Source organism: Paraburkholderia sp. SG-MS1, from assembly GCF_012275575.1.
Classification (GTDB): Bacteria; Pseudomonadota; Gammaproteobacteria; order Burkholderiales; family Burkholderiaceae; genus Paraburkholderia.
Map to the genome: position 1 here is coordinate 54,721 of NZ_NPIH01000223.1, position 24,331 is coordinate 79,051.

Consider the following 24,331-nt stretch of genomic DNA (forward strand, 5'->3'; position numbering starts at 1 on the left):
GCCCGAAAGCATCATCGGGAGTTCGCAAGCTTTGTACCCGGGGACCGGAATCTGCCCCGCTTTTTTCAGCTATGCACGGGAATAAGTTTGCGCCCTAAGCGCGACGCCGCTGCTACAGCCTTGTCGGTTCGGATGCTTTAATCCAAGGCAAGAATCGAAGCGAGTTTCTGCATGTCAACCGGCTTCGCCAGAAGATAGTCGAAGCCCTTCGGAAGCGCGCTTTCGCGGTCGCCTGGTGACACATCTCCGGTCAGTGCGACGAGCTTGAGTTGTTCCAGAAGTGGCCGCGAGCGTAGTTCGGCTGCCAATGCATAGCCGTCGATTTTTGGCATGTGCAAATCGATGAGCGCGACGTCCGGCCTGAATTTTTGCAGAGCCGCGAGCGCCTCCGTCGCGCCGGACGCGGTACAGATGAGATGACCGTCCAGCCTCAGAAGAAGGCCAAGCGAGTCGACGGTATCCTTGTCGTCATCCACCAGCAATATGCGGCGAGGCGGAGCGTGAAGACATGTCCCGTCAGATTGAGTCGCTGCTGACGCCGGCTGCCCTATAACGGGCAAGCGAATGGTTAGTGTAGTTCCTTCACGCGCTTCGCCGCTATCGATGGACACGCTTCCCCCATGTGCCTCCACGAGATATTTAACAAGGGCAAGCCCGATGCCCAGTCCCGCTTCACTTGATGGGGAGCGACTGCCTCGCTGGTTGAATATGTCGAACACATGCGGTAGTTCAGCTGCCGAGATGCCGTATCCCTCGTCGTCCACAGTTAACGACAACGTGTCGGGGCCAACGGAAGTCGTGGCAGGTAAGTCGACTGCTGCAGTCAAACGGATATGACTTGCATCCGGCGAGTACTTTGACGAGTTGCTCAGGACGTTGACCAGTACCTGTGTGATGCGGCCAGCGTCGACATAAAGTGGGACTTCCTCCGATGGGGCAGTGACGTGTAACGACTGCCCCCGCGCTGAAATCTGTGGCTGAACGGCGTCAATGGCATCGTGCAGAATGTTGGCAAGCAGGCTGTGTTCCGGTTTGACGGAGACCTTGCCCTCTCGCATTCTTGATGCGTCGAAGAGGTCTTCAACCAGACGGCTGAGTCGATGGAGCTGGCGTTCGGAAATTTCTATTGCCTGTCCGACCTGTCCGCACAACGGTACGAGCCGCTTGAGCAACTGGATGGAGTTCTCAATCGGAGCGATTGGGCTCCGTAATTCGTGACTAAGCGTCGCGATGAATTCGTCCTTGCGTGCCTCTGCCTCACGAACGGCAGCTTGAGCACGCTCGGCCTCGACGGCACGACTTTCGGCCAAAACCTTCATGTTCGCAATCTGCATTGCGGCGCCGGTAAAATCCGCGAGACTGGAAAGTAGTCGCAAATCTTCTGCGTCGAACCGGCAGCCAGGGGTCTGCGACATTACCCAGATAGCGCCCCAGGCGCCATCGTTGATGGGAATCGGGACCAGTAGCGCCTCCACCACGGGCGGCGAAACCATCTCCATCGATGAAAAGAAACGCTGCGGCGTCTGGAACAGTTCCGGCTTGCCCATCGCGAGCGTGACTCCGCACAGGCTGTCATCAAACGGGCGATGCGTATTTAGAAACGGTGTGCAGTGCCCTGCCAAGGCCACCCATCGAAAGCTCGCCGGCTGGCCTTGCGATGACTCGAGCACGCTGATGCCTGCGCTATCCGCTCGGCAAAGGCGCAAAGCTTCTGTCGCCAGCATATCAAGCATTGCTGCGTCCGAGGCGGCCAACGCATGAGCCAAGTCCCTCAGAACTTTCGCCTCTGCTTCGTAGTCGGCGGGACGACTCGGTCGAAAATCCAGTTCGGAGGTAATGAGCGACTGGCGGTGGGATGCGCGCAGGTTGTCCGTTTTGAGATTGGTCATCAGAACAGTCGAGGCTCACCGTTAGGCTCGGTTACTAAGGAACGACCGTGATGCCCAGCGTGGTGGGCGAACGGGCCACTTTGCAGGCTTCAAAGCGATACGGGCGCAGGACTCTTCGCGCTCTGGCTAGCAGGGCGACCATCATCGGCCGTGAGACCTGCACAGCCCACGCCGGCACCGAAGTCTGCCGGCCAAACACTGATCATCATAAACCCTTTTGAACGTCTCCCCTCAGGACGGTCAACCGCCAGCCCGAACGTTAACCCTGACGTCTGGGGTCGAAACCATGGGTTGTGCGCACTGGAAGGTACGGTCGCGGCTTCCATCTGGATTCGTGGCGAGGGTGCTTTCTGTTCGCATTTCACAGTTGGGCGTCGAGCAGCTGTCGTCACGTTCCTTGCGGAGCGATAATCCCGCCGATTACGGGCCGGGTGGCGCGATGCAACGCCGCAACCTGGTGCAGTCCGGAACGTAACTTGCTGCACGGTTGCTCCCGACCATCACAAAAAGGAGTGACAAATGGCAGGCGACAATTCCTGGAAGCCGGGCGAAATCGTGAAAGTATCGGGCATCTATCGGTCGTGCATGACGATGGGAAAGACACGTTCGAGGTGACCTGTGTCGAGGGCGAACACTTTCCCCCGACGCGTAGCGGCAAGGGTGCGCACTTTGAACTGAAGTACGCGGCGACCCATTCACATAAACATGCAGAGCTTCAAGGCACAGAAGCTCGAAGTTAATCTTTGCCCATGTTATCCGCCGGAGGCGAACTTGCGGTCAGTGGCCAGCTTCGCCTCGACTAGCTGTCCTCGGAATATCTGCTCGCTTGCCGGCCGGCTTCAGCGCAAGGTGCGGTATGCATCGGTCAGAGCAGTCGGGCAACATCCACCATTGCGCATGTAGTTCAACTGCACCATGGCCTCAGCACGCGGTTTGGAATCTCCGGCCCTCGGCCGCTACAGGAAAATGCGGGACTTCGGGCACCCGAAGCGGCATCCAACGGCAGCATAGGGGCGGGCTGAGTCCATCCGCGCGTCGAACTCATCGCCGCAAAGCGGTCATTAGTATTTCGCTTCCCGAAAGCGGCCGGTCGTCAACGCGCACTCTCGACCCGTAAGAGTCGTTCGAAATCGCAGCGCTGACGTCCGGCTTTAGCGCCAAACCGGACGTCCAGAATTTAAACGCAAATCGACAGACCGCAGTGCGGCGCGCGCGTCAATCCCTCGTCCACGCAACGGCCATGGCAACCGCAAAATCGCGATAAGACCTGGGAGGGCGTTCCAGCAGGGTCGACAGGCGCCCGATCTGTTCGGTCGAGGCAACGGCGCCGTCCTGCTGATATCGCTGCATCATCAGGCGCATGTCATACGCCAGCCACGTCGGTGCGACTGACTTCAGACGCTGCTCGAGAATATCGAGATCTTCACCGCCGTAGCGAACCGGACGTCCAAGTGCATCCGTCCAGATCTGCGCAATTGATTCCGCCGTCAGCGCGTCCGGGCCGACCAGTTCGTACGTTTCTCGCGGCAGCGGATCCGAGGCAAGCTCACGCCGCAGCAACTCTCTGGCTGCAGCCTCTCCGATGTCGCGAACATCCACCATGGAGATGCCTTTCTCACCAATCGGCATCCCGTAGATGCCGTGGTTCACGAGGGTGTCCTTCTGCCGCACGTCGTTCTGGATGAAATACGCGGGGCGAAGCACGGTCGCCGGCATGTGGCACCGCTCGATCATGCGCTCGACTGTATGCTTGCCCGCGAAGTGTGGCACGTCGACATACTCTGCGCCCTTGAATACGGACAAATACACCACACCCTTCACATGCGATTCCCGCGCGATGCTCAACGCCTGCAGTGCCTGAGTCAGTTCGTCGGCGGCGTTTGGCGCGAGCAGGAACAACGTGCTGATCCCCTTCATCGCCTGCCGTAACGAATCCGTATCCGACAGGTCGCCCTTGATTGCCGTGATGGTGTCGGAAAATTGCGCCTTCTCGGGCGAACGCGTCAGTGCGTGCACCTGAACTCCACGGCCTTGCAGATGGTCGAGAACCTGCTTACCCACTACGCCCGTGCTTCCAGTAACAAGAATTGTCATGACTGTCTCTCCAGTAAAAGGCCCGAAGCGGCCCGGTAAAGACAGGTTATTCGTTCCGAATTTGATTCGATAGAGATAAAATCTGTACACCCCGTATCAGCAATGGAACGATCATGGACCTGGTGGCGCTTTCGGATTTCAATGCGGTCGCCATTCATGGCGGCTTCGGCCCAGCCGGCCGCGCGCTGGACCGGCCCAAGGCCACGCTATCGCGGCGAGTTACCGAGTTAGAAGACCAACTGGGCGTGAGGTTGATCGAGCGCGGTTCGAGACGAATGCGCCTGACGGAAGATGGTATCGCGCTCCATGAGCGCACTCGAGGGCTTCTGGCAGAGCTTGAGGAAGCAGGAGAGGCGGTAGCCTCGCGCGCACCGGTCGCACGCGGGCGGCTGCGCATCAGTGCTCCCGTCGTTTTCGCGCACGTTCTTCTGTGCAGGATCGCTGCACGGTTCGCGCGGGCCTACCCGCAGGTCGAAGTTGAAATTGTCGCGGAAGACCGTGTTGTCGATCCGGTGGAAGACGGCTACGACCTGGTGATTCGCGTCGATCCGCCGCGAGACGAGCTGCTGGCGGGAAGGCGCATTCTTGACGATGAACGATGGCTGGTGGCGACGCCGACTGTATCGATTCCCGAAACGCACAAGCAGGATGCGGGGCCACTCCCGGTCCCGGCGGTCTTGTCCGCGGCTGCGCCGGCCGGCGCGGTCTGGAACGTATGGACGGAATCCAGAGACACAATGACGTTTGAACCGATGCCGGTTCTCCGGCTATCGTCGCTGCTGATGGTGCGCGAGGCGGTTCTGGCCGGCGCCGGATCGGCGATGTTGCCGAGACTGCTGGTCGAAGAAGATGTGATGGCTGGACGACTTGTCTGCTGGGGTAAGGAAATGGGCGCTCCAGTGGAGATATGGGCGCTTTATCATTCGCGTCGGCTGCTGAGCGTCAAGGTCAGGGCATTCCTGGACGCGCTTCAGGATTTACCCCCGCGCGCGTGAACGGCATGGCGGCGTGCAACGGTTGATGACGCGAGAACCAGGTCCGCGATCAACCCGACAACGGTCGTTTCGCCACTGTCGTCGAATTTCCGTTTCTGGCCGCATCGTGTCCCACAAGTCGACAACAGGATCGAGGCGGGTTTCCACTCCATGCAATTAGCATAACCGGCCCGAAAGGACTGCTGGCTCAGCCGCATATGGCGGTTGGATCGGCATGAGCGGATCGTAGTTGTCTTGCTGTTCGTGACTGGATACGCTGTGCATCGTTGATACGACAAAGCAGTCTCGCTCAAGCCATCGGCGCCGGATATAGTGCAGCGCCTCTACCTTATAGCGGCGAAATCCGACGGGAAGTCTTCGGAAGAATAAGTGCAGCCCCTACGAAGCCTATCGCCCCAACACTTCCGAACGTCGCCCGCGTTTCGAGCGAGGTCGCGTTCAAAATCAGCCAACTGCCGACGTAATATCCCGTTGCGCCACCCAGTGCTCCTGTTGCGCTTAACACCCCGAAGAACGTCGCCTGACTTCCCTCTGTAGCCAGCGAGCCGGTCATCGTTTCCAGTGCCGGAAGCATAACTGTCTCGATGACGGTATATCCGGCGACGAACAATAGAAACCAAGCAAGGCCATCGAACGCAGCTACGCTGGTGAAGGCGATCGCAGCAGCCAGATAGGCAAACATGGTTGAGGTCGCAGGATTTATCCGGACAAGCCAGCGCTTCGCGGACAGCATGAATGCAAGTCCGATCACGCCGTTCACAACGTAGACAGCTGATGCTGCGTGCGGACCAGCGAGACGCCCGGCATACAAGGGAAATGCGACATAAAGTTGCGGGAACAGAAAGAACCACGGAAAAGAAACTATGATCAAGCGCCATAGATCGCGGTTAGTCGCAGCCGTGTGCAGGCTGGCCAGAACTGCACGGCGATCTGCTGTTTCGACTGACCCGACGTTTGATCGGAACACAGTCGCAGCCAGCACGCCAAATAAAAGTGCACTTCCGCCGAAGGCGAAACGGGCATCGATCAGACTAGCCAGTCCGCCGGCTATCGGGCCGACCGCTGTGCCCATATTCAGCATCTGGTTGTTCGCTGCGAACAGGGCAGGAAGCGATGCCTTTGGTTGTCGGGCAAAGACTCCGTACAGGCCTGCCTCGTAACATGCAACGCCAGAACCAGCTGCGAAGGCAAAGCACACCCATGCGGTCACGTCGGTTGCGACACCGAGCCGCTACAGTTCGATATTAGTCGCGCCCATCGACTAATCCGCCAGATGTTTAACCGCCAGTTCCACAAAAGCTCGTAACCGATGCAGCCGCCTGAGATCGCGATGGTAGCCCATCCAGATCTCCCGACCCGGCGGCTCGTCGCTCAGATCGAGCCTCCGAATGGTACCGAGCTGATCTCCGACGGGTCGCGGTAAAACGGCAATGCCCAAACCTCGCCCGCACATCTGCGCCTGGACATTGCGGTTATTCGACTGCAATACGACACCCGAGTTAGGGAAGCGATTTTTTAGCCAGTCGATATCCGGAAGTCGCCGGTCGACGTATCCATCGCGATCAAGCGGTGCCCTGTGCCGTCACTTTCCACTGGGTCGGCGCTTGTTGTAGCCACGTAGACCCCGTAGCGCATCCGGGTCAGCCGTCGTTGCACGATATCGGGCCCGTTGAACGGAACGATGCGAAATGCTACGTCCGCTTCACGCTGTGCGAGATTGAACAGCCGTGTGCCCGTCAGGACCTCGATTTCAACGAGCGGATACTCGCTCGAAAATGCGGCGATCACGGGTGGCAGCACATAGGCGCCAAACCAGTCGGCCGACGACACCTTGAGAGTTCCTTCCAGCTTCTGCTGCTCGCCGGTCAGCCTGCGCTCCATCGTCAACGCACTCTCTTCCATCTGCTCGGCAAGCGGCAGGATGGCGGTGCCTTCCTCAGTCAGAATGAAACCGTCCGCGGTTCGCTGAAACAGCACCTGCCCCGTCGCCTCTTCGAGCGCGCGGAGCCGCCGCCCGATGGTCGGATGACTCAGTTGCAGCGCGCGCGCGGCGGCGCCGAGCGTCCCTGTGCGCGCTACCGCGAGGAAGACCCTGACGTCGCTCCACTCCATACCATGCACCCACAAAAATGAACGGACAGCGTGCATTATAGTGAATTGTCGAACACAAATGAATTTGCGAGACTTCGATCCGTCGCATATCGCAAGGTCCTCGCGAGCAGTTTCGCGAGGTTGATCGAAACAACAGGCAGAACGGAGATCGTCATGTCTCGCACAGCATCACCAACCCTGTACGTCACCTATAAAGGCGCGCCCAACGACCGCTTCGACCGGAGCTATTACGTCGAACATCACCTGCCGCTCGTGATGCAGGCATGGCGACGCTACGGTCTGGAGCATGTCGCGGCTTTCTTTCCGGCGCTGACGGATGTGAACACCCGCGTGGGCACCCTCGTGATCTGCGAATGCCGTTTCCGCGACGAGGCTGCGATTGAAGCCTGCTTCGGATCTCCGGAAGCGGCCGACGTCATGGCCGACGTTCCGACCTTCACCGACATTTCCCCGACACGCCTGCGCGTCGCCCCGGCTCTGACCGGGGCGATGCACGACTCGCGCGCCGCGCACCCCCTTACGTTGCTCACGTTAAAGACGGGAGAATGACCTTGGCCTTCTGGAAAAATGCTGCCCCCCGCACTGTGCGTCGCGGACACATGTGGATTCCCGGTGATCGGATTGAACAAAACGGCGAGACCTACCAATGCGGTCCGCTCTTTGTCGAGTGGGAAGCGCCGGAGCAGGTGACTCGCCCGTGGCCGATCGTGCTTCTGCATGGAGGCGGCTATCAGGGAACCGAGTGGTTCGACACGCCGGATGGCCGGCCGGGCTGGGCGCAGCGCCTCGTGGAAGCAGGCTATGCGGTTCTCGTCGTCGACCGTCCGGGACAAGGACGCTCACCCTTTCATGTAGAGACGATGGGGCCCATGGGCCCGGCGTTCTCATACGAACACGGCCGCCACATCTACTTCCCGTCCGAATACGAAGGTCAGCACACTCAATGGCCCTTTGCCCGTGAGGACGAAGCCGCGATGGACGAGTTCATCGCGGGCTATGGTCCCCTTCCCGCGGACCTCGCGTTTTCGGAGGACATGGAGGCCGACCGGATCGCAAAGCTGTTGGACCGAATCGGCCCGGCGATCCTGCTGTCGCACTCGGCGTCGGGGCCGGTCGGCTGGTTGGTGGCCGATCGCAGGCCGGGACTCGTGAAAGCGATCGTCGCGATCGAGCCGATGGGCCCTCCTTTTGCGAAGATTCCCAATATCGGGTCGCTGACATGGGGCCTCGCGGCGGCGCCGCTGAACTGGGAGCCGCCGGTCGCGTCGCCCGACGAACTGCGCGCGGCCGCGCTGGGTACACATCGGCTGCCTGCGCTCGCCGGTTTGCCGATCGTCGCCGTCACGGCCGAGGCCTCCGCGTTCGCCGCTGCCAGCCGTCCCGCGATCGAGCAACTCAAGGCGGCGGGCAGCCAGGCCGAAGTGCTGCATCTTCCCGACCATGGTGTGTTCGGCAACGGTCACGGGCTCATCTACGAGAAGAACTCCGATAAAGCGCTGGAGCCGGTTTTGAACTGGCTGATCGAACACACGGAAGCAGCGAAGCAGGCGCAAGGACAATCGTGAAAAAAGATCTGGTTGACTACCGGCTGCTCCAGCGGACCGGGTCAACATCTCGCGCAGGCGGTAGCGGCGCGAGGGGACCAACTGGTGGCGACGGCCCGCAACGTCGAGACGCTGCTAGCTCTGGCGGAGCAGTATCCGCAAACGGTATGCGTGTCGGCGCTGGACGTCACGCAGCCCGAGCCGGCCAAGGCGGCCGTGGCGTTGGCTGTGGAAGCATTCGGCGGGCTGGACGTGCTCGTCAACAACGCGGGCTACGGCCTGTTCGGAGCGATCGAGAAAGGCGTGCCCGACGAGTACCGGCCGATGTTCGAGGTGAATGTTTTCGGGCTGATCCAACTCACCCGGCTGCATTGCCCGTACTGCGCCAGCGGCGCGGCGGACGCATCGTCAATCTGTCCTCCACGGCCGGGATTGCCGGAGCGGCGGGCTCTGGCTATTACGGCGCCACCAAGTTCGCAGTCGCGGGCTTGTCCCAGGCGCTCGATCAAAAAGTACGGCCGTTGGGGCTGCGCGTGATCATCGTCGAACCTGGGCCGTTCCGGACTGCTTTCCTGGGACAATCGATCGCGGTGGCTAGACGTCGCATCAGCGACTACGACCAGACCGCGGGCCAGCGACGCGCCTATCGCGGCAGTAACGATGGCAAGCAGGTGGGCGACCCGGCCAAGGCTGTTCAGGTGATGCTGCGGGCCGTCGACTGCGAAGCGCCGCCGTTGCACCTGCCCTTGGGACCGGTCGCCTACGGCATTGCCGATCGCAAGCTGACGGCATTTCGCGAAGACATCGACGCATGGCGTCGGATCGCCATCGCAACTGACTTTGGTTGAAATCCGGCAGCTTCGGTTTTGGACAGAGCCTCGCTCGTTTGGCGGCTCACTTGCCAGCTCGTTCTGGCAGCTTATTTACCTGGAGAATCAGATGGAAATCGGAATGATTGGTCTAGGCGCAATGGGCCGGGGAATCGCCCGCAATCTGGCCGTTGCCGGTCATACCGTCACCGCGTGGAATCGCTCTGGCGGGAATGTCGAAGGTGTGCGCATGGTCGAGTCGCCTGCCCAAGCGTTGCAGGCCGATATGGCCTTGTCGATGCTGTCCGACGACGCGGCGATCCGCAGCGTCATGCTGGATGCGAATCTGCTGTGTCAGGCACGGCCGGGCCTGGTGCATGTCGTGGCATCGACTATCTCCGTGGCATTCGCACGGGAGCTGGTGCAGATTCACGATGCGGCAGGTGTCGGCTACGTTGCTGCGCCGGTGCTAGGGCGGCCGGACGTTGCCGCCAAGGGCGAGCTCAACGTGCTCGCCGCCGGCGCGTCGGCCGCTCTGGAAAAAGTAAAGCCAGTGCTGGAAGTCATCAGCAAACGCGTCTGGAACATGGGCGAAGAGCCATCCACGGCCTGTGCCGCCAAAATTGCCTGCAACATGATGATCACCATGGCGATCGAGGCGATGGCAGAAGCCGTAGTTCTAACCGAGACAAACGGACTTTCGCGAGAGCGCTTTTTCGAACTGATCCTCGGAACGCTGTTCGGCAGTCGTCCTTACCAGACCTACTCCGGCAATATCATCCGGAACGAGTATCAACCTGGCTTTAAGGCGTCACTCGGCTTGAAAGATCTCCGTCTTGCCCTCGAAGCAGCAGAACAGGCTGGCCGCGCGTTGCCGATGCTCGCTGCGGTACATGTCCGGATGGCCGAAACTGTCAACGCGGGGATGGGCGATCACGACTGGTCTGCGATCGCAGCTTTGACAGTTGATCCATATGCGCGCAACGCCTGATTGACGCTAGTGTGGTAACAAGGAGTGCATCAGATCACGAAATTCGCTCAAGGAACGGCCGCTTGGGCGTATCCGAATGACGGTGCTTTTTGTGGTCAAACGTGCACCTCGCTTCGTGCGAGGCCGGAGCGAGTCCGGATGGCCGGATTAATCTAACACCGGCCCTTAACTTTCCGGACACCTGATCGGCAGCAACGGGTCGCTTGCCGTCTGCCGCAGTCAGGCCAGGTGCAACCGGTGTGATCGAGCTGAACTGGTACTTCACGCTGATGCCCGCGCAAAGTAGATGCCCGCTTTTTTAAGAGCTCGTTTTCCTCCCAAAGGCGCGCGTTGTCGCGCCGCAGTTTTGCAAGATCGTCTTCCTGGACAGGAATACGTTTCGGCACACCGGTCAGTTCCTCCGCTCCGAATTCGAGCCGCCAGTTAGGCAGTTGATGGACCCGAATTCCCAACTCGCGCGCGCTGCGCCGTCGGTCTCTCGCCCAACGCTGCCAGCGTTACGGCCTCCGGCTTGAATTCCCGGGCCATATCGACGATAGTCCTTGCATTCCATGGCACACCTCTCTACGAGCTAGCATGCCCCATTCAAGGTCTCCACTGATCGTGGGCAAGATCGGGTTAGCCTTTCGCATAGACCGCTGCCCCCGAGGGGGAGCGCGTTCGCTCAGCGGACTGAGGTCGGCCCAGTTTCCGACACTCGTCAGCGTCTACTTCTAGCCGCCCGCAGTGGCGTCTTTCGCCAAAAACGTTTCCAATTTAGCTGCTGCATCGTCCCAGTTTAGTGCTACCGCAAAACTTGAGATTATCAGAACGAAGATCGTTATTTGATACCAATATGTGGCGGTAAAAAATATCTTCCATCCAGATAGCGAAAATGGAAGCTCTATTTTTATGGCCGAACGTTTTACGCCGGGCTTAAGGAGTACATTTAGTGACGCGTTCGTCTGCGCAATGGTTCTACAATGATAGTGATCCAGTCTACGAAGCAAAATGATGGAAAGGATGCCCACGATCAAGATCATCCCGGCGGCGGCTTGGAGGGAACCGACCGTTTTCGGAGCGAATGTCGCAACAGCAGCTGCAAATGTGTAATACCAGTTTGGAACTAGCCAGCGAATGTTATCCCAATGGCGCCAATTTTCCATTGCCTGTTCGTACACCCCAAGCGCCAATTCTTCGCTCACATCTGAATCTGTCGCGCCCGGGTTGAAAGGCGCTTGGGGCTCAAGCAAAATGCGCGTCAGCAGGGTGTATGTGTCTGCATAGATTGCTGCATCCTCGGACTGACGGGGTCCAGCGACGTTTAGTGTGCGCACAAAATTGCGGTTGATCCATGCCCGAGCAATGGAGGCGGCTTCATCAATCTCCGTGCGCATAAGATCAATGTGAAGGTGAGGCTTCTGAGCTCGCACTGAAAGGTTTAAGGTTAGCTCTGTCCCCTTTACCACTCTTCCGTGCGAGACGATGAGCGTACCGTCAGCAAAAGAGGATGTTCGCTTCCGTTCGTGCGGCGGGGTCCGCTACATCAGTTTCGGACAGGCCTACGTAGTCACTAGGTATCCTGCCATCCTCGGCAAGCCGGCCTTTGGGCACGTAACCGCCCGTGAGATACCCCAACTTGCGTCCGACATCGAGAGCCGCGCGATCGGCGCCGGTCTGCCCTCCCGAAATAATCTTTTTAATTTGAGCGGGCATAGCCTTCTCCTTGCGAGACATCGCTTTATATTGCTGAGATTGGCAAATAGGTTAGCTCGCGGCAAGGCCTCGCTGCCTTACAACGACACCCGACATCGTAGAGTCGTGCTGGTCTGTCTTATGTGCGGTTCCGCCCGAACGGTCTCTGACTAGAATTCTGCACAGATCGCCGGCAGTTATGTCGCTGCTCGCGGCCGTCTAAGTCTCGCAGCCTGAAGACCGCTCCGGGTCATCTACGGAAGTTCGGTTCGGCACTGGCCCCTCGGGGAGAGCGTTGCCCGACGAGCTTCCGGTTCACCCCATCAAGCGTCATTCGCTGGTCGAGCTACCCGGTCGCCCAGGCGGCCGTTCCCGTTTCGATTGGGTGAGGTCGCCAACGGCCGCTTATTGGCACTCCAGTTCGCAAAACCTGAATTTGGCTGACTGACCGGTTTGGAGAAAGTTATCTGACCGGAGTGGGTCGGTTTGACGCATTGCGAAGCTGCGTCACTTCCGGCGGCGTTATCTAAGGCGGTCCTATGTTTGGGTCTGCCAAGCCGCGCTCGTCCGCTTTCATTGGTTGCAACTAACAGTCAGCGCCGTCAGACACCACTGCGCGGCTTCGCCGCAGAGAGGCTGGCAGGGAAGGGGCGCTACATTGGACAGAGAGCGTCGGGCGTGGTGCAGCGGCGCTCAGCCTGCTCACCGTATGAAGTCATGGGGCATCAGATCGACGCGTGCGTCGGGGCGGGCCAGCGCCTTTCGCTCGGCTACCGCGCAGATGCGGGCGTAACCGTCACGGAAGGTTCTGAGTATCCGGACGTCGCTTGCACCACGCTCGAGCCCGAAATGCGTTTCGAGGGCGATGATCGCGATGACACATTCGACGGGGGCGCCCTTAACCATGAGGCTGAACGCAACGCCCCGGCGATCGGCAAGTATCTGCGGTTCTGTGGTGACGTTATCCATCTGGAGGTGAGCGGATTCGGGAGATGAGCCCGATTTTCGCACAGCGGAAGCCTCTGAACGCTGCACGGCAGGTCTGGACATTGTGACTGCCCGGGCGGCTGGACTTCACTGCGTTTACCGAATGCCTCAGAGATCTGTCGGGCCCGTTTCACCTCGTCGCTGTGCAGATAGATCGACGTGGTCGACACCGAGGCGTGCCGGAGATTGTCGCGCACGGTTGTGAGCTCCGCGCCGTGGCCCAGCGCGTGGGTCGCATGCGTGTGACTCAGTTGTTCGAGCGCGGCGTGACGGTCAGCCACGAGTCAATACGGCGTTGGACCGACGAGTTTGGCGTAGCCTTCGCGCATCGGGTCAAAGCTACCCGCCGCAGGACCGGCACTACGTGGCATCTCGACGAGGTGTTCGTCACGCTGCGTGGTGAGCCTTACGTGCTGTGGCGTGCTGTCGACCAGCAGCTCGTCAAATCGCCGGCGCCTTTTTGTCATGTTGCTCTGTTTCCTCGTCGATTCTGATTCGTCCTCCTATCAATTTGTCCGGGACATTAGACCATCAAAAATTGTCCTCAAGTTGCGCTGCCACTCAAAGCCGAACTGTGCGGAAACAGTATCAGGCGTATCCCTGACAGAGCCAACAGGACTCTATATCTTTTACCCAAGGAGAGCGACGACGTGGCGAATATTGCTGCATCTATCTGCTCTCTGAGGGCATTCGGCGGGGCGAGTTCAGGTTGCACTGCCAGAGAATTGAGATAGTTGAGCAGTTCGTCTGTCAGGGCCGCAGTTTGTGACCCGAACGTGGCGGGCAGATCGGAGCGCAAGCGTTCCAGGTCGATGATGTTGACCCCCAGGCGCAACTCTGGCAGCAAGCTGGTGACGCCGTCGGTGCTTTGCAGATCGTCTATTGCCAGTCGCGGCATAACAAGATGCACCCGATCAAGCATGCGTCGTATGAAAGCGTCCCGCTCAAGGCGGGGGTGCGCAGTCGTTCTACTCGAGCGAATCGTATCGATCAAATCTCCCCGGGCCGAGCGGACAATGCGCGATACGCTCCACTGCGGAGTTCGGGCGCGTATAACGCTCATGATAATCGCGGTGAGCGCGATGCCGACAACCAGAGCCAGGCCGCCATTGACGGAGGCAGCGAAATCGCTGCTATAGCGGTTATTCAGGCCAAGCAACGTCGACATATTTGTCGAAATGACCATCCCGACAAAGCTGGTTGCCGGAGAAGCCATGATGACGCCAAGCCACAGGAAGGCGGGGGCAAGTAACAGGGCAACGACTTCGAAACAATTTGCTGCGGGCAGCAACGTTGTCGAGTACACGATACTGATGATTACCGCCAGCACGGCATATTTGCCGAACTTCATCATTGAGGGCAGGGGGCTGTCTAGCGTGGCAAAAAAAGAGCAGCAAACAGCGCCGATCATCGGGACTGATGCTCCATCGGGCCATCCGGAAAGAATCCAGAAAGCACATCCGGCCAGGATTGCGATAAACGCGGTTCCGGACGACAACAAGGCCATCCCCTGATCGACGTGGCGTGGAACTTCCAGGTGACGTCGCGACGGCGCGCGACCGACCCGTTGCTTGTCCGGTACCAGATTTTCGCGTATGCGATTACACGCATGTAAGTTGTGCAGAAGGTCTTGTACACGGGCGACTACGCCTGCCCATGCCAGTCGTTCCCAATTGAGCGGCGTTTCCTCCAGCGAATTCGCCGACAGAATTTCGCGAGGGAGATCTTTGGGATGCACCCTCTTCGGATGAAATTTCAACGACGCTGCAAGCACGTCCAATGCTCTCTCGACATGGGACGGCATGTGGCTTCCTTGCCGTCGGAGTAACGTAAGCCGATCCTCGATCGAAGAAAGTATTGGCAGTAGAAGTTCGAGTCGTCGATGCAGAGCAAGCAAGGTTTGTTTTTCGACTCCGTTTCCTCCACTGTCATAAGAGAGATGGGAAGTCAAAGTCTCGAGCTCGACCGGATAATTTGCTATCTTGCGCCGATGCGCGCCGGTAATTTGCGTCTCAGCGGTGTCGTCGCGCCGTAGTACGCTTGCGCACCAGAGGCGAGAATCCTCCAGCCACTTGTCGACGCGATGAAGAATCGCATTTGCCACGCTGTTCGGAAAAATCAGATTATGAACCAGGCTACTGCATGTAATTCCCAGCGTGATTTCTTCGACTCTGGAAACAGCTGTGGTGAATATGTCCTGCGGCGATTCAACGCCGGGAAATCCGATAAGTGCGGCGCTATACCCCGCTAGCATGAAGACATAGCTTCTTGGCGACCGGTCCTGCAACGAGAAGTACAGGCAGATGCTCACCCAGGCCGCTAGCGCTACGCTCAGCAATTCAGGTGTCTCGACCAGATTAGGTACAAGAACCACCGTCGCAACTGCACCGATCAGAGTGCCGAAGAACCTGTAGACCGATTTCGAAACCGTAGCACCGGAAAGGGGCTGCGAGGCGATGAATACGGTGGTGACTGCCCACCCAGGGCGTGCCAGATCGGCGCTCAGTGCAATGTACAGGGCCAGCATCGCCGCCAAGTACGTTTTGCAGGAGAACACCCAGGCGTCACGACTTGGCAGGCGCATGTGCGTCCCCTCTACGGGTGCCCGACGGTCTGTTTCCCCCAAGCGTCGGCCGCCCCCCTTCATTCGACGCTAACCTGTTCTGGATCCGGGTGAACACTTGCAGACAGATCTCCAGTTCTTGAGTTGTGATACCCGACAGCGCTTGCGCGCGGAACTCGGCAACCGCGGATTCCAGCGATACAGCCCATTCTCGCCCAACTTCGGTCAGGCCAAGCATATTGACGCGGCGATCCTCGGGATCCTGAATACGCTGCACGAAGCCCGCTGCGCACAGTTGATCGACAAGTCTCACCATCGAGGAGTTTTCAATTCCCAGTAACGTCGCCAGCTCGCTTTGGCGCAAAGCAGTCGCGGAATTGTTGATCAATACAAGCGGCCACGCGAGTGCGTGTGACAGACCAAAGGCCCTCGGCACGGCCTGGTTCGCCGCGCCTCGCCATAGCTGATAGAACGGCGCGATTCCGCTTGAGAAAGCGCTTTCGAGCAATGCTCGTGGCATCTTCACAGCATCTCCTAAATAGTTGCGTGGCGAACTAATTTACCATACTTTGCTACTCGTGACGATGCGTGCGGAGGGTACTCAACGGTGGCCAGATTTGTCTGTGCCCAGACTATGTATTCGTGCCGAACCATGTGAAGGTGGATTTCGTTCAACGGCTCCAGGCCGAATTTGCACAGTTTTTCCCTGATTATCTCAAGAACCCTAACGCGGTTTCTATCGTGAACGATCGGAACTATGACCGCGTAACGGGCTTGATTAACGATGCCGTGGAGAAAGGCGCAAAAAAGATCTCGGTTACGAGCAAGGCCGAAGCCTCGCTACTTCCGGATCGCGCTTCGCGCCGAATTCCCCCGACGATCCTGCAGGACGTACCTGAGACGGCGCGGATCGAGGAAGAGGAGATTTTCGGGCCGGTGCTAGTTATACATGGATACGAAAAAATGCAAGAGGTCATTGACTACATCAGTACACGGCCGTCTCCGCTGGCCGCTTATTGGTACGGTGAAGACCGCGAAGATTTCAAGCGATTTCTGGTCGAAACAACAAGCGGCGGTGTAACCCGAAATGACGGGATCGTGCATGCCGTTCTTCCAGACGCGCCGTTTGGCGGGATCGGAAATTCCGGATCAGGCGCGTATCACGGAAAAGCAGGTTTCGACACATTTACTCATCAGCGCACTGTATCGAATGTCACACAAGAAAAGGGAATTGCCGAAGACTTCGTCAACGGTACGCTCATGAGCGATGCATTCCAGCAAGGCGTAAATGAGTCAATCAAGGAAAGTATTGAGAAGTTCAAAAGCCAGCTAGCCTGATCTAGTGTTGGCGAATTAAAAATCAGCGGAGAAGCGGCAGCGTTTCCGCGGAGCCAAAATATTGAGAAGCGTTCTTGGCTGGGGCCGGTGGGTAAGCTGGATGATAGCAAGACGCGCGAACCGATCTTCAAGACCTCGGTTGAAACTGCATTGAACTCGCGAGCATATTGGTGATATCTGAGATCGTGCTCTGTACAGAGTTTCCCAGTAAAGCGCCACGCTGCTCCCGGTTCGATGGTACCCGAAGCCGCAGGCATGCATCATGGCTAACCCGTCTTCATTCGCCCTTTTTATTTGAGAGATGCATACCGAGCGTGTCGAAATCTCGCATCTGCGCATTCCTCCAATCTCCTCTTAGACGATTCATCGACGAATATTGATCAAAGGATGAACGGCTCCCGAATTTGATGCGACGAATGGCTCTTCGCGAGGAGAAGGGGGCTCGTTTCGACAAGCCCATCTCAGCGTCAAAGATGTATCAGCTTCCCACTCCGGATTTTCGAGCGGGTGATCGACGAACTATTTCCGCAAGGATTGCCCCGCATTCGAAACTTCGAAACCGGCGAATTCATGCGCCGCTTCCTGCTCCATGTGCTGCCCGTCGGCTTCCATCGCATCGGTCATTACGGACTGCTCGCCAACCCGGTACGCCGCGCCAGGCTCGCGAAGGTGCGCGATCTGCTGCACATTGCACCCGAAATCCGGCCGTTACCGGACGACATCGTCATCGCAACCCGGCCCGTCTTCATCTGCAGGCACTGCGGCGCACCGATGATCGTCATCGACATCCTCGCGCGCAGCGCCCCGATCCGGGCACCACCGATGCCGCGGGGGCAGACATGAGCATCGCGGCTCTTCGATCCGCCTGTCGAACGTCGGCTCTGCGGCAGCGCGGCCCAGGAGCGGACGTTTGCGCGTGTCGCTTCCCGACGCGCCTCCCAAGCCCGCGTCATCATTGCGACCGCTCCTCGGCACCGCTTCGTCATCGCGTTAGCGCCCATCCGGCATCCCCCAGAACGCGCCGCACCCGGCTCCGCTGAGCATCCTGGCCTATCAATCGCCATAGCCGCGAAGCCTTCAAGCGCTTCGGGGCACTCCGCGGTTTCCTCCATCGAGGCTTATTTGACGCTTGCGGGCACGCGCGGAGGCACCGTCACATTCCTGTGGCCGATGGCAGGCATCGAATAACCCTTAACGTTCGTGGCCGTTTGGCGCCCTCAATTGCCGAGCGCTCCGCACAGCGATTGGCGTGCCGCACAAGCAGAAATCAACTTCAGAATCCGAATACTCTTTGAAAGTGAACCGATGGAAATCGCTGTGGACAGCGAGCCCGGCGGCGGGCAGGTTGGGAAGACTTTGGGGGTTGGCGGTGCGCTCGCGTGCGAACCTGTCCCGCCCATGCAAATCCCCGGCGCAACCATGCAGACCTATATCGCCAATGTCACTGACTTTATCGCCGAACTGCACCGCCGCGCATGAGCACTGCAAAGGTTAGCGTTGTAACGCGGGCCGAAGTCGCGTCTGTCGCGAGCATCGACCCTGTGCCGATGAGTGGCCAAGGGCCGATACAGGTCCGCGTTTCGGATGATGAGCCGGTCGGACAAGACCTGCGGGACCGGCGACTCGCTCAGATTGCAACCGGTGGAATTTCAATTCACTGAATACAGAGCGGACCCCGTGCAGAAGGGTTGAGAATGAACCCGGAACTGCACGGATGGCTTTGCATATCAGGCACAACAGATCGTCAGAAACAACAAATCATCCCGTACTCGAGCAACTGCAACGCGCTCGCGAAATCATCCATCGTCATGGCTTCGTCGGGGTTGTGGCTGCCGTTCTCGTTGCGCACGAAGATCATCACGGTTGGCACGCCCTGTCCAGCGAAGATCGCCGAATCGTGTCCCGCGCCGCTCGCCATCTCCATCGCGGGAATGCCGTACTTCGCCGCGCCTTCAAGCAGGGATGCTCTCAACGCGGCTTCCATCGCGGCGGGCTTGCTGTGAGTTTGCAGGCCGAGATCGAACTCGACGCCGAGCCGCGCCGTGATCTCCGCGCATCGCTCGCGCACGCGCGCTTCCATGCGCAGCAGGGTGTCCGGCTCGATGGATCGTACGTCGATGCTGAACGACACGTGCCCCGGCACCTTGCTGAAGTCCGCGCGCTTGGGGTCGGTCTCCACGCGGCCAAACGTGATGACCAGATCGCGGCCCTCGGCCTCTGCATCGTCCCAGTCGCGATCGAGCATGGTGATGAGATGCGCCACCGCGAACATCGCGTCCTTGCGCATCGCGCGCACGGCTGCGCCCGAATGCGCGTATTCGCCGATCGCCTGCGCATGACGGAAGCGGAACGCGCCGCGAATGTCCGTGACGATGCCGACCGGCAGTCCCCGTTCGACGAGCATCGGCCCCTGTTCGATATGCAACTCCACGAAGCGCCCGATGGCGTGCGGCGCGAGATACGCCTCGCCCTTGCGGACGCTTTCGGGATCGCCGCCGAGCGCGTGCATGCGCGCTGCCAGCGTGCGGCCGTCGTCGCTGCGGCGCACGTCGAGATCGCTGCCGGACAGCATGCCGAACGCCGCCTTGCTGCCGATGTACGACAGCGGAAACCATGCGCTCTCTTCGGCGCGCACGGCCATCACGGTGCAATCGTGCGGCGGCACGTAGCCGTTGCGCAGCCATCGGCCAAACACGGTCATGCCTGCCACCACGCCCGCCGCGCCGTCGAAGTTGCCGCCGCACGGCACCGAGTCCAGGTGCGAACCTGTCATCGCCACAGGAGAGGTGCGATCGCGGCCGGGAAAGGTGACGTAGAGATTCAGCGCGGCATCCGTGCGGACTTCGAGGTCCCATTGGCGCGCCAATGCGGCGATACGCGCATGCGCCCGCTCTTCGCCGTCGCCGTATGAATCGCGTGTGATGCCGGGCGTGTCCGCGCCGTCTCGCGCAAGACCGTCGAACAGCGTGGACGCGAGCGCCAGGTCCTGCGACCAGTCCTGCCCGTCGTCGCCCTTCGACAGCTGCTCCGAAGGCGCATCGGCTGCTGGTTTGTTGTTGGAATGCATGCTCATGAAAAAGGCCGGATGGCGCGAATTGTCGATTGCTTAACGGCTGGAATATAACCGGAAAAAAATAGCTGGTATACCAATGGAATTCAAACTTTCTGAATGCGGATGTGGTGCGACAATGTGTCCGAAAGTGTCGCGTGGAAGTCACATGACTGTCGATCAACTTTGTTTTTTTTGCTTCTTGAAACCATTGGGGTGTGGCCTTCTACGGGTGGGCGGGCTACGGTTTTGATCCTAATAATTTTGTTATTTCAATGGTTTATCGGTGAAGTGACGCATCTTGAGAGCATTGTCTATGAACCCGGGCACGCGCATGAGCCATCGCGCAGCAATGCGCCAAGCCGCACGCATCGCCACTCTTCGCCCACATCTTCCATGTCCCTACTCCGTCGATATTTTCGAAAAAGCTTTGCAAATATTTTTGTTCGGTGACAATTCGGCATACCAGATGTATTCAACTTACGGGAAGAAACAGATGAGCAGTGGGAAAGTGTCGCGACGCGAGGCGTTGCGGGGAATTGGAGGTGCGCTGCTCGCGCCGGTGCTGGGCCGTTCGGCGAATGCGTTCGCGGCCGACTCGTCCGTGGTGACGATCTATTCGTCGATGCCGAGCGCATACATGACGAAGCTCGCTGAAGCATTCAACGCGGAAAAGACGGGCATCACGCTGAAGATCTATTCGGCGGCGACGTTCCAGACGGTCGAGCGTCTGCAAGCCGAATTGCGCGCCGGCCGTGTCGCGGCCGATCTGTTCCAGGTCTCGGACCTGAGCGCGTTCGTCACGCTGAAGCGCCAGGGCGCGCTTGCGCGTTACGAGTCGGAGACCTACAAGCACTATCCGGCGGCCTACAAGGATCCGGACTTCATGTGGATCAACTCGCGCAGCCTGATCACGCTGTTCGCATACAACACGAAGCAGATTTCCGCCGCCGACGCGCCGAAGTCCTGGGACGATTTCGGCAGCCCGAAGTGGGCCGGCAAACAGGGCATGGCCGATCCGCGTGTGGATGGCGACGCCTACAACTGGTACTACACGTTGCGCAAGACGAAGGGCGTCGAGTGGTGGAAGAAGTACGCGAAGAACAAGCCGCAGGTGTTCCGCGGCCACGGCGCGCTGATCGACAAGCTCGTCTCCGGCGAACTGCCGCTGACCGAACAGCTCGACTACATCGTCTACACCAACGTGCGCGACCGCAAGGCGCCGATCCGCTCGGTGTTCCCGCCCGAAGTCGTGCCCGTCACGATGACGCCGCTCGCCGTGCTCAAGCAGGCGCCGAATCCGGACGGCGCGCGCAAGGTGTTCGACTGGTTCCTCTCGAAGCGCGGTCAGGATCTTCTGCAACAGATCGGCGGCTGCTACTCGGTGCGCGACGACGTCGACGATCTGCCGAACCGTCCGGCGTTCTCGAGCTTCAAGACCCTGAGCATCGATCCGGAAGACTTCACGAACAGCCGTGAAAAGCTTCAGGAAGAATTCGCCGACATCTTCGGTCTGTGAGGCAAGGGATGTTTGCGCGTTTTCGCCCCGAAGTGCTGCTGTTTCAGGTGACGGCCGTGCTGCTGACACTGCTGGTGGCCGCACCGCTCGTCACGCTGATTCTCGGCAGTCTGAGCGGCAACAGCCACGAAGCATTCACGACCGATCTAGGCTTCGGCAATTTCGAACGTGTGCTCACGCAATCGCGTTATCTGACAGCCTTGCTGAACACCTTGCGCATCGCGGTCGCATCGACGGTGATCGCGACGATCGTCGGCGTGGCGCTCGCGTGGCTCGTCGCGCGCACCGACATGCCGGGCCGCTGGCTCGTGCATCTCGGCGTGGTCGCGCCGTTCTTCGTATCGCCGTTCATCGGCGCGCTGGCGTGGGATCTATTGCTGTCGCCGAAGATCGGCGTTCTGAACCAGTTCCTCGGTCTGTTCGGCATCGCGCCGTTCGATATCTATACGGTAGGCGGCATCATCTGGGTGATGGGCATTTACTACGCGCCGTACGTGTACATGTTCGTGCAGAGCGCGTTGTACAACCTCGATCCGACGCTCGAAGAAGCCGCGTTCATGAGCGGTCTCTCGCCATGGCGCACGGTGTTCAAGGTGAGCCTGCCGCTCGTGTCGCCCGCCATCATGTCGGGCATGCTGCTGACCTTCGTCGCTGCGGCGGGGCAGTTCGGCGTGCCGTCGCTGCTGGGCACACCCGCGCGCATCAACGTGATGACGACGTACATCTACGACCTCACGAACACCACGCCTTCGCGCTTCAATCTGGCTTCGGCGATGTCGGTCATTCTGCTGCTGATCGCGTGCGCCGCGCTGTATGCGCAGCATCGCGTGATGCGCGGACGCAGTTACGTGACGGTCGGCGGCAAGAGCACGCGTCCCAAGACGCTCAAGCTTGGCGCTGCACGCGTGCCCGCGACGGCTTTCGCGTATCTGTTCCTGATCCTCGCATCGGTGCTGCCGCTTCTGATGCTCGCGTATGTGTCGCTCGTGCCGTACTACTCGGGGCATATCAGCTTCACGAATCTCACGCTGCATCACTACATCAGCCTGATTCGCGATAACCAGATCGCCCGCCGCGCATTCGTCAACACGATCGTCGTGTCGGTGGGTTCGGCCTGTGCCGCGGTGGCGCTCGGCGTGATCATCAGCTGGATTCAGTTGCGCACCCGGGCCTGGTATCGCGGCGCGGTAAGCATGGCGCTCGTGCTGCCCGTGGCCGTCCCTGCCATCGTGCTCGGTCTCGCGATCATGTGGACGTGGATTTATGCGCCCGTGCACGTGTACGGCACCACGTGGCTGCTGTTCGTCGGCTATCTGACTGGCTATCTGCCGTTCGCGGTGCGCTCGATCACGGCGGTGCATCAGCAGATCGACAAGTCGCTCGAAGAAGCCGTCTCGATGGTCGGCGGCGGCTGGCTCACCACGCTGCGTTACGTCACGATGCCGCTGCTCAAGCCGGGCATCGCCGCCGGCTGGACGCTGCTCTTCATCGTGTTCGTGCGTGAGCTCGCCATCTCCATTCTGTTGTATGCGCCGGGAGGCGAAGTGATGTCGGTGCTGATCTATAACCGCTGGGCCGAGGGCGATTACAACGCGCTCGCCGCCATGGCGATGATCCAGGTCGCATTGATGGCGGTCGTCATCGTGCTGATCGGACGGGTGTCAAAATCGATCTTTCGAGAAGTGCAGGCTAAATCATGAGTTACCTGAAGGTTGAATCGGTCGGCCGGAACTTCGGCGATTTCGTCGCCCTGTCCGATATCTCGTTCGAATTGCAGCGCGGTGAAATCGTCACGCTGCTCGGGCCCTCGGGCTGCGGCAAGACCACGCTGCTGCGCGCCATCGCGGGTCTCGAAGCCATCGATCGTGGCACGATCACGCTGGATGGCCGCGAGCTCGCGAACGGCCAGAAAGGCATGACTTTGGCGCCGGAACGCCGCGGCATCGGCATGGTGTTTCAGTCGTATGCGCTGTGGCCGCACATGACGGTCGGCGAAAACATCGCGCTGGGCCTGAAGCTCAAGAAGGTCGACAAGGCCACGATGAAGCGGCGCATCGCGTCCGCGCTGGAAATGGTCGGCCTGCCGGGCGCGGAGAATCGCGCTACGTCGTCGATGTCGGGCGGCCAGCAACAGCGCGTGTCGCTGGCGCGTGCGCTCGCGCTCGAACCGGCCTGTATCCTGTTCGACGAGCCGCTGTCGAACCTCGACGTGCTGCTGCGCGACCGCATGCGTTTCGAAATCCGCGAACTGCTGAAGAAGGCAGGCATCACCGCGATCTACGTGACGCACGATCAGTCGGAAGCGATGGTGATTTCCGACCGCGTGCTGATCATGAACAAGGGCAAGCTGCTGCAAAGCGGCTCGCCGACGGAGCTTTACACGCATCCGCGTAGCCGCTTCGTCGCGGAGTTCTTCGGCCGCACGAATCTGTTCGCGGTGGATCACGCGCGCTCGCGGCCGGGCCTCGTCAAGACGCAGGACGGTCTGGAGTTCGTGTGCCGTCCGGATTTGACGGTGTCGCGTGGCGCGCTGATGGGCTTTCGCCCGGAAGCGATGGAAATCGCATCCGATGGCAATGCCTGTAATGTATTGAGCACGCGCACCGATCGCGCGGTCTATCTCGGCGGTGTCACGCAGGTAGATGGAAAAGTCGGCAATATTCCGGTCACCGCCATGCTCGGCGGCTTGCACACCATGCGGGCGGATGCGACGCTGCATCTGCGCGTGGCCCCGGAAAACATAATGATTCTGGAAGGAGAACAGTAG

Annotated in this window: 18 protein-coding genes and 5 pseudogenes; 13 read left to right on the forward strand and 10 right to left on the reverse strand. The window is 59.6% G+C overall.

All coding sequences use genetic code 11. The features are described 5' to 3' along the window. Positions 1-137 precede the first annotated feature (137 nt). Positions 138-1,889, reverse strand: a complete 1,752-nt coding sequence (locus CIC12_RS19935) for a hybrid sensor histidine kinase/response regulator (protein ID WP_168666215.1) — start codon at positions 1,887-1,889, stop codon at positions 138-140. A 519-nt stretch (positions 1,890-2,408) separates the two neighbouring features. On the opposite strand from CIC12_RS19935, the pseudogene CIC12_RS33235 reads away from it, so the two are divergent. Then, positions 2,409-2,629 (forward strand): annotated as a pseudogene (locus CIC12_RS33235) (hypothetical protein). A gap of 475 nt (positions 2,630-3,104) precedes the next feature. Here the strand turns inward: CIC12_RS33235 and CIC12_RS19940 are convergent. Beyond that, on the reverse strand, positions 3,105-3,983 hold the full coding sequence (locus CIC12_RS19940; RefSeq protein ID WP_168666355.1) for an NmrA/HSCARG family protein: 879 nt from the start codon (positions 3,981-3,983) through the stop codon (positions 3,105-3,107). A 113-nt stretch (positions 3,984-4,096) separates the two neighbouring features. Here CIC12_RS19940 and CIC12_RS19945 point away from each other — a divergent pair, with 113 nt between their 5' ends. Continuing rightward, entirely contained in the window at positions 4,097-4,978 is an 882-nt protein-coding gene (locus tag CIC12_RS19945) for a LysR family transcriptional regulator (RefSeq protein WP_168666216.1), read from the forward strand. 328 nt (positions 4,979-5,306) lie between these two features. On the opposite strand, the gene CIC12_RS19950 is transcribed toward CIC12_RS19945, so the two are convergent. Together CIC12_RS19950 and CIC12_RS19955 are read right to left on the reverse strand one after the other, a co-directional pair. After that, complete coding sequence (locus tag CIC12_RS19950) at positions 5,307-6,188, reverse strand: MFS transporter (RefSeq protein ID WP_168666219.1); 882 nt, start codon at positions 6,186-6,188, stop codon at positions 5,307-5,309. Positions 6,189-6,239: 51 nt separating this feature from the next. Then, positions 6,240-7,090: pseudogene (locus tag CIC12_RS19955) on the reverse strand (LysR family transcriptional regulator). Between the two features lie 120 nt (positions 7,091-7,210). On the opposite strand from CIC12_RS19955, the gene CIC12_RS19960 reads away from it, so the two are divergent. The 4 genes and pseudogenes from CIC12_RS19960 (at position 7,211) to CIC12_RS19975 (ending at position 10,434) form a co-directional block, all read left to right on the forward strand. Next, the gene (locus tag CIC12_RS19960) at positions 7,211-7,639 is read left to right on the forward strand and encodes an EthD family reductase (RefSeq protein WP_238812725.1); all 429 of its coding nucleotides are present in this window, start codon (positions 7,211-7,213) and stop codon (positions 7,637-7,639) included. Positions 7,640-7,689: 50 nt separating this feature from the next. Then, positions 7,690-8,655, forward strand: a complete 966-nt coding sequence (locus CIC12_RS19965) for an alpha/beta fold hydrolase (protein ID WP_238812727.1) — start codon at positions 7,690-7,692, stop codon at positions 8,653-8,655. Between the two features lie 12 nt (positions 8,656-8,667). After that, positions 8,668-9,482: pseudogene (locus CIC12_RS33240) on the forward strand (oxidoreductase). A gap of 91 nt (positions 9,483-9,573) precedes the next feature. Next, positions 9,574-10,434 (forward strand): NAD(P)-dependent oxidoreductase, encoded by an 861-nt coding sequence (locus CIC12_RS19975; protein ID WP_168666225.1) that lies wholly within the window; start codon positions 9,574-9,576, stop codon positions 10,432-10,434. A 713-nt stretch (positions 10,435-11,147) separates the two neighbouring features. On the opposite strand, the gene CIC12_RS19980 is transcribed toward CIC12_RS19975, so the two are convergent. From CIC12_RS19980 to CIC12_RS19990, 3 genes are all read right to left on the reverse strand, one after another. Continuing rightward, positions 11,148-11,882 (reverse strand): YpsA SLOG family protein, encoded by a 735-nt coding sequence (locus CIC12_RS19980; protein WP_168666227.1) that lies wholly within the window; start codon positions 11,880-11,882, stop codon positions 11,148-11,150. Between the two features lie 28 nt (positions 11,883-11,910). Further along, the gene (locus CIC12_RS33655) at positions 11,911-12,129 is read right to left on the reverse strand and encodes a YpsA SLOG family protein (protein ID WP_168666229.1); all 219 of its coding nucleotides are present in this window, start codon (positions 12,127-12,129) and stop codon (positions 11,911-11,913) included. Positions 12,130-12,810: 681 nt separating this feature from the next. Further along, on the reverse strand, positions 12,811-13,077 hold the full coding sequence (locus CIC12_RS19990; RefSeq protein WP_168666231.1) for a DUF1488 family protein: 267 nt from the start codon (positions 13,075-13,077) through the stop codon (positions 12,811-12,813). Positions 13,078-13,346: 269 nt separating this feature from the next. On the opposite strand from CIC12_RS19990, the pseudogene CIC12_RS19995 reads away from it, so the two are divergent. After that, positions 13,347-13,529 (forward strand): annotated as a pseudogene (locus CIC12_RS19995) (IS6 family transposase); the annotation flags it as partial. A gap of 110 nt (positions 13,530-13,639) precedes the next feature. Here the strand turns inward: CIC12_RS19995 and CIC12_RS20000 are convergent. After that, the gene (locus tag CIC12_RS20000; RefSeq protein ID WP_168666232.1) at positions 13,640-15,679 is read right to left on the reverse strand and encodes an FUSC family protein; all 2,040 of its coding nucleotides are present in this window, start codon (positions 15,677-15,679) and stop codon (positions 13,640-13,642) included. Further along, the gene (locus tag CIC12_RS20005) at positions 15,660-16,178 is read right to left on the reverse strand and encodes a MarR family winged helix-turn-helix transcriptional regulator (RefSeq protein WP_238812737.1); all 519 of its coding nucleotides are present in this window, start codon (positions 16,176-16,178) and stop codon (positions 15,660-15,662) included. Before CIC12_RS20005 ends, CIC12_RS20000 begins: the two co-directional genes overlap by 20 nt. Positions 16,179-16,246: 68 nt before the next feature. Between CIC12_RS20005 and CIC12_RS20010 the strand changes: the two genes are divergently transcribed. From CIC12_RS20010 to CIC12_RS20020, 3 genes and pseudogenes are all read left to right on the forward strand, one after another. Then, positions 16,247-16,996: an aldehyde dehydrogenase family protein gene (locus CIC12_RS20010; protein ID WP_168666236.1), complete on the forward strand. Its 750-nt coding sequence runs from the start codon at positions 16,247-16,249 to the stop codon at positions 16,994-16,996. A 564-nt stretch (positions 16,997-17,560) separates the two neighbouring features. Further along, a pseudogene (locus CIC12_RS20015) lies at positions 17,561-17,839 on the forward strand (transposase); the annotation flags it as partial. Positions 17,840-18,217: 378 nt separating this feature from the next. Then, on the forward strand, positions 18,218-18,475 hold the full coding sequence (locus CIC12_RS20020; RefSeq protein ID WP_168666238.1) for a hypothetical protein: 258 nt from the start codon (positions 18,218-18,220) through the stop codon (positions 18,473-18,475). A 265-nt stretch (positions 18,476-18,740) separates the two neighbouring features. Here the strand turns inward: CIC12_RS20020 and CIC12_RS20025 are convergent, their stop codons facing one another. Next, entirely contained in the window at positions 18,741-20,069 is a 1,329-nt protein-coding gene (locus CIC12_RS20025) for a Zn-dependent hydrolase (protein WP_238812728.1), read from the reverse strand. Positions 20,070-20,541: 472 nt separating this feature from the next. Between CIC12_RS20025 and CIC12_RS20030 the strand changes: the two genes are divergently transcribed. Genes CIC12_RS20030 through CIC12_RS20040 form a run of 3 tightly spaced genes read left to right on the forward strand, consistent with a single transcriptional unit; the run spans position 20,542 to position 24,331 of the window. After that, positions 20,542-21,564 carry an ABC transporter substrate-binding protein gene (locus CIC12_RS20030; RefSeq protein WP_168666240.1) on the forward strand — a complete coding sequence of 341 codons (1,023 nt, stop codon included), beginning with the start codon at positions 20,542-20,544 and terminating at the stop codon, positions 21,562-21,564. An 8-nt stretch (positions 21,565-21,572) separates the two neighbouring features. Further along, positions 21,573-23,264 carry an ABC transporter permease gene (locus CIC12_RS20035; RefSeq protein WP_168666242.1) on the forward strand — a complete coding sequence of 564 codons (1,692 nt, stop codon included), beginning with the start codon at positions 21,573-21,575 and terminating at the stop codon, positions 23,262-23,264. Continuing rightward, complete coding sequence (locus tag CIC12_RS20040; protein ID WP_168666244.1) at positions 23,261-24,331, forward strand: ABC transporter ATP-binding protein; 1,071 nt, start codon at positions 23,261-23,263, stop codon at positions 24,329-24,331. The genes CIC12_RS20035 and CIC12_RS20040 overlap by 4 nt, the downstream gene beginning before the upstream one ends.

Excerpts from the sequence above, each read along its gene's own strand:
- CIC12_RS20040 (WP_168666244.1), top strand. The coding sequence starts at position 23,261 with ATGAGTTACCTGAAGGTTGAATCGGTCGGCCGGAACTTCGGCGATTTC.
- CIC12_RS20030 (WP_168666240.1), top strand. The coding sequence starts at position 20,542 with ATGAGCAGTGGGAAAGTGTCGCGACGCGAGGCGTTGCGGGGAATTGGA.
- CIC12_RS19945 (WP_168666216.1), top strand. The coding sequence starts at position 4,097 with ATGGACCTGGTGGCGCTTTCGGATTTCAATGCGGTCGCCATTCATGGC.
- CIC12_RS19965 (WP_238812727.1), top strand. The coding sequence starts at position 7,690 with ATGTGGATTCCCGGTGATCGGATTGAACAAAACGGCGAGACCTACCAA.
- CIC12_RS19975 (WP_168666225.1), top strand. The coding sequence starts at position 9,574 with ATGGAAATCGGAATGATTGGTCTAGGCGCAATGGGCCGGGGAATCGCC.
- CIC12_RS19940 (WP_168666355.1), bottom strand. The coding sequence starts at position 3,983 with ATGACAATTCTTGTTACTGGAAGCACGGGCGTAGTGGGTAAGCAGGTT.
- CIC12_RS33655 (WP_168666229.1), bottom strand. The coding sequence starts at position 12,129 with ATGCCCGCTCAAATTAAAAAGATTATTTCGGGAGGGCAGACCGGCGCC.
- CIC12_RS20005 (WP_238812737.1), bottom strand. The coding sequence starts at position 16,178 with ATGCCACGAGCATTGCTCGAAAGCGCTTTCTCAAGCGGAATCGCGCCG.
- CIC12_RS20035 (WP_168666242.1), top strand. The coding sequence starts at position 21,573 with ATGTTTGCGCGTTTTCGCCCCGAAGTGCTGCTGTTTCAGGTGACGGCC.
- CIC12_RS20000 (WP_168666232.1), bottom strand. The coding sequence starts at position 15,679 with ATGCGCCTGCCAAGTCGTGACGCCTGGGTGTTCTCCTGCAAAACGTAC.
- CIC12_RS19990 (WP_168666231.1), bottom strand. The coding sequence starts at position 13,077 with ATGGATAACGTCACCACAGAACCGCAGATACTTGCCGATCGCCGGGGC.
- CIC12_RS20025 (WP_238812728.1), bottom strand. The coding sequence starts at position 20,069 with ATGAGCATGCATTCCAACAACAAACCAGCAGCCGATGCGCCTTCGGAG.
- CIC12_RS19935 (WP_168666215.1), bottom strand. The coding sequence starts at position 1,889 with ATGACCAATCTCAAAACGGACAACCTGCGCGCATCCCACCGCCAGTCG.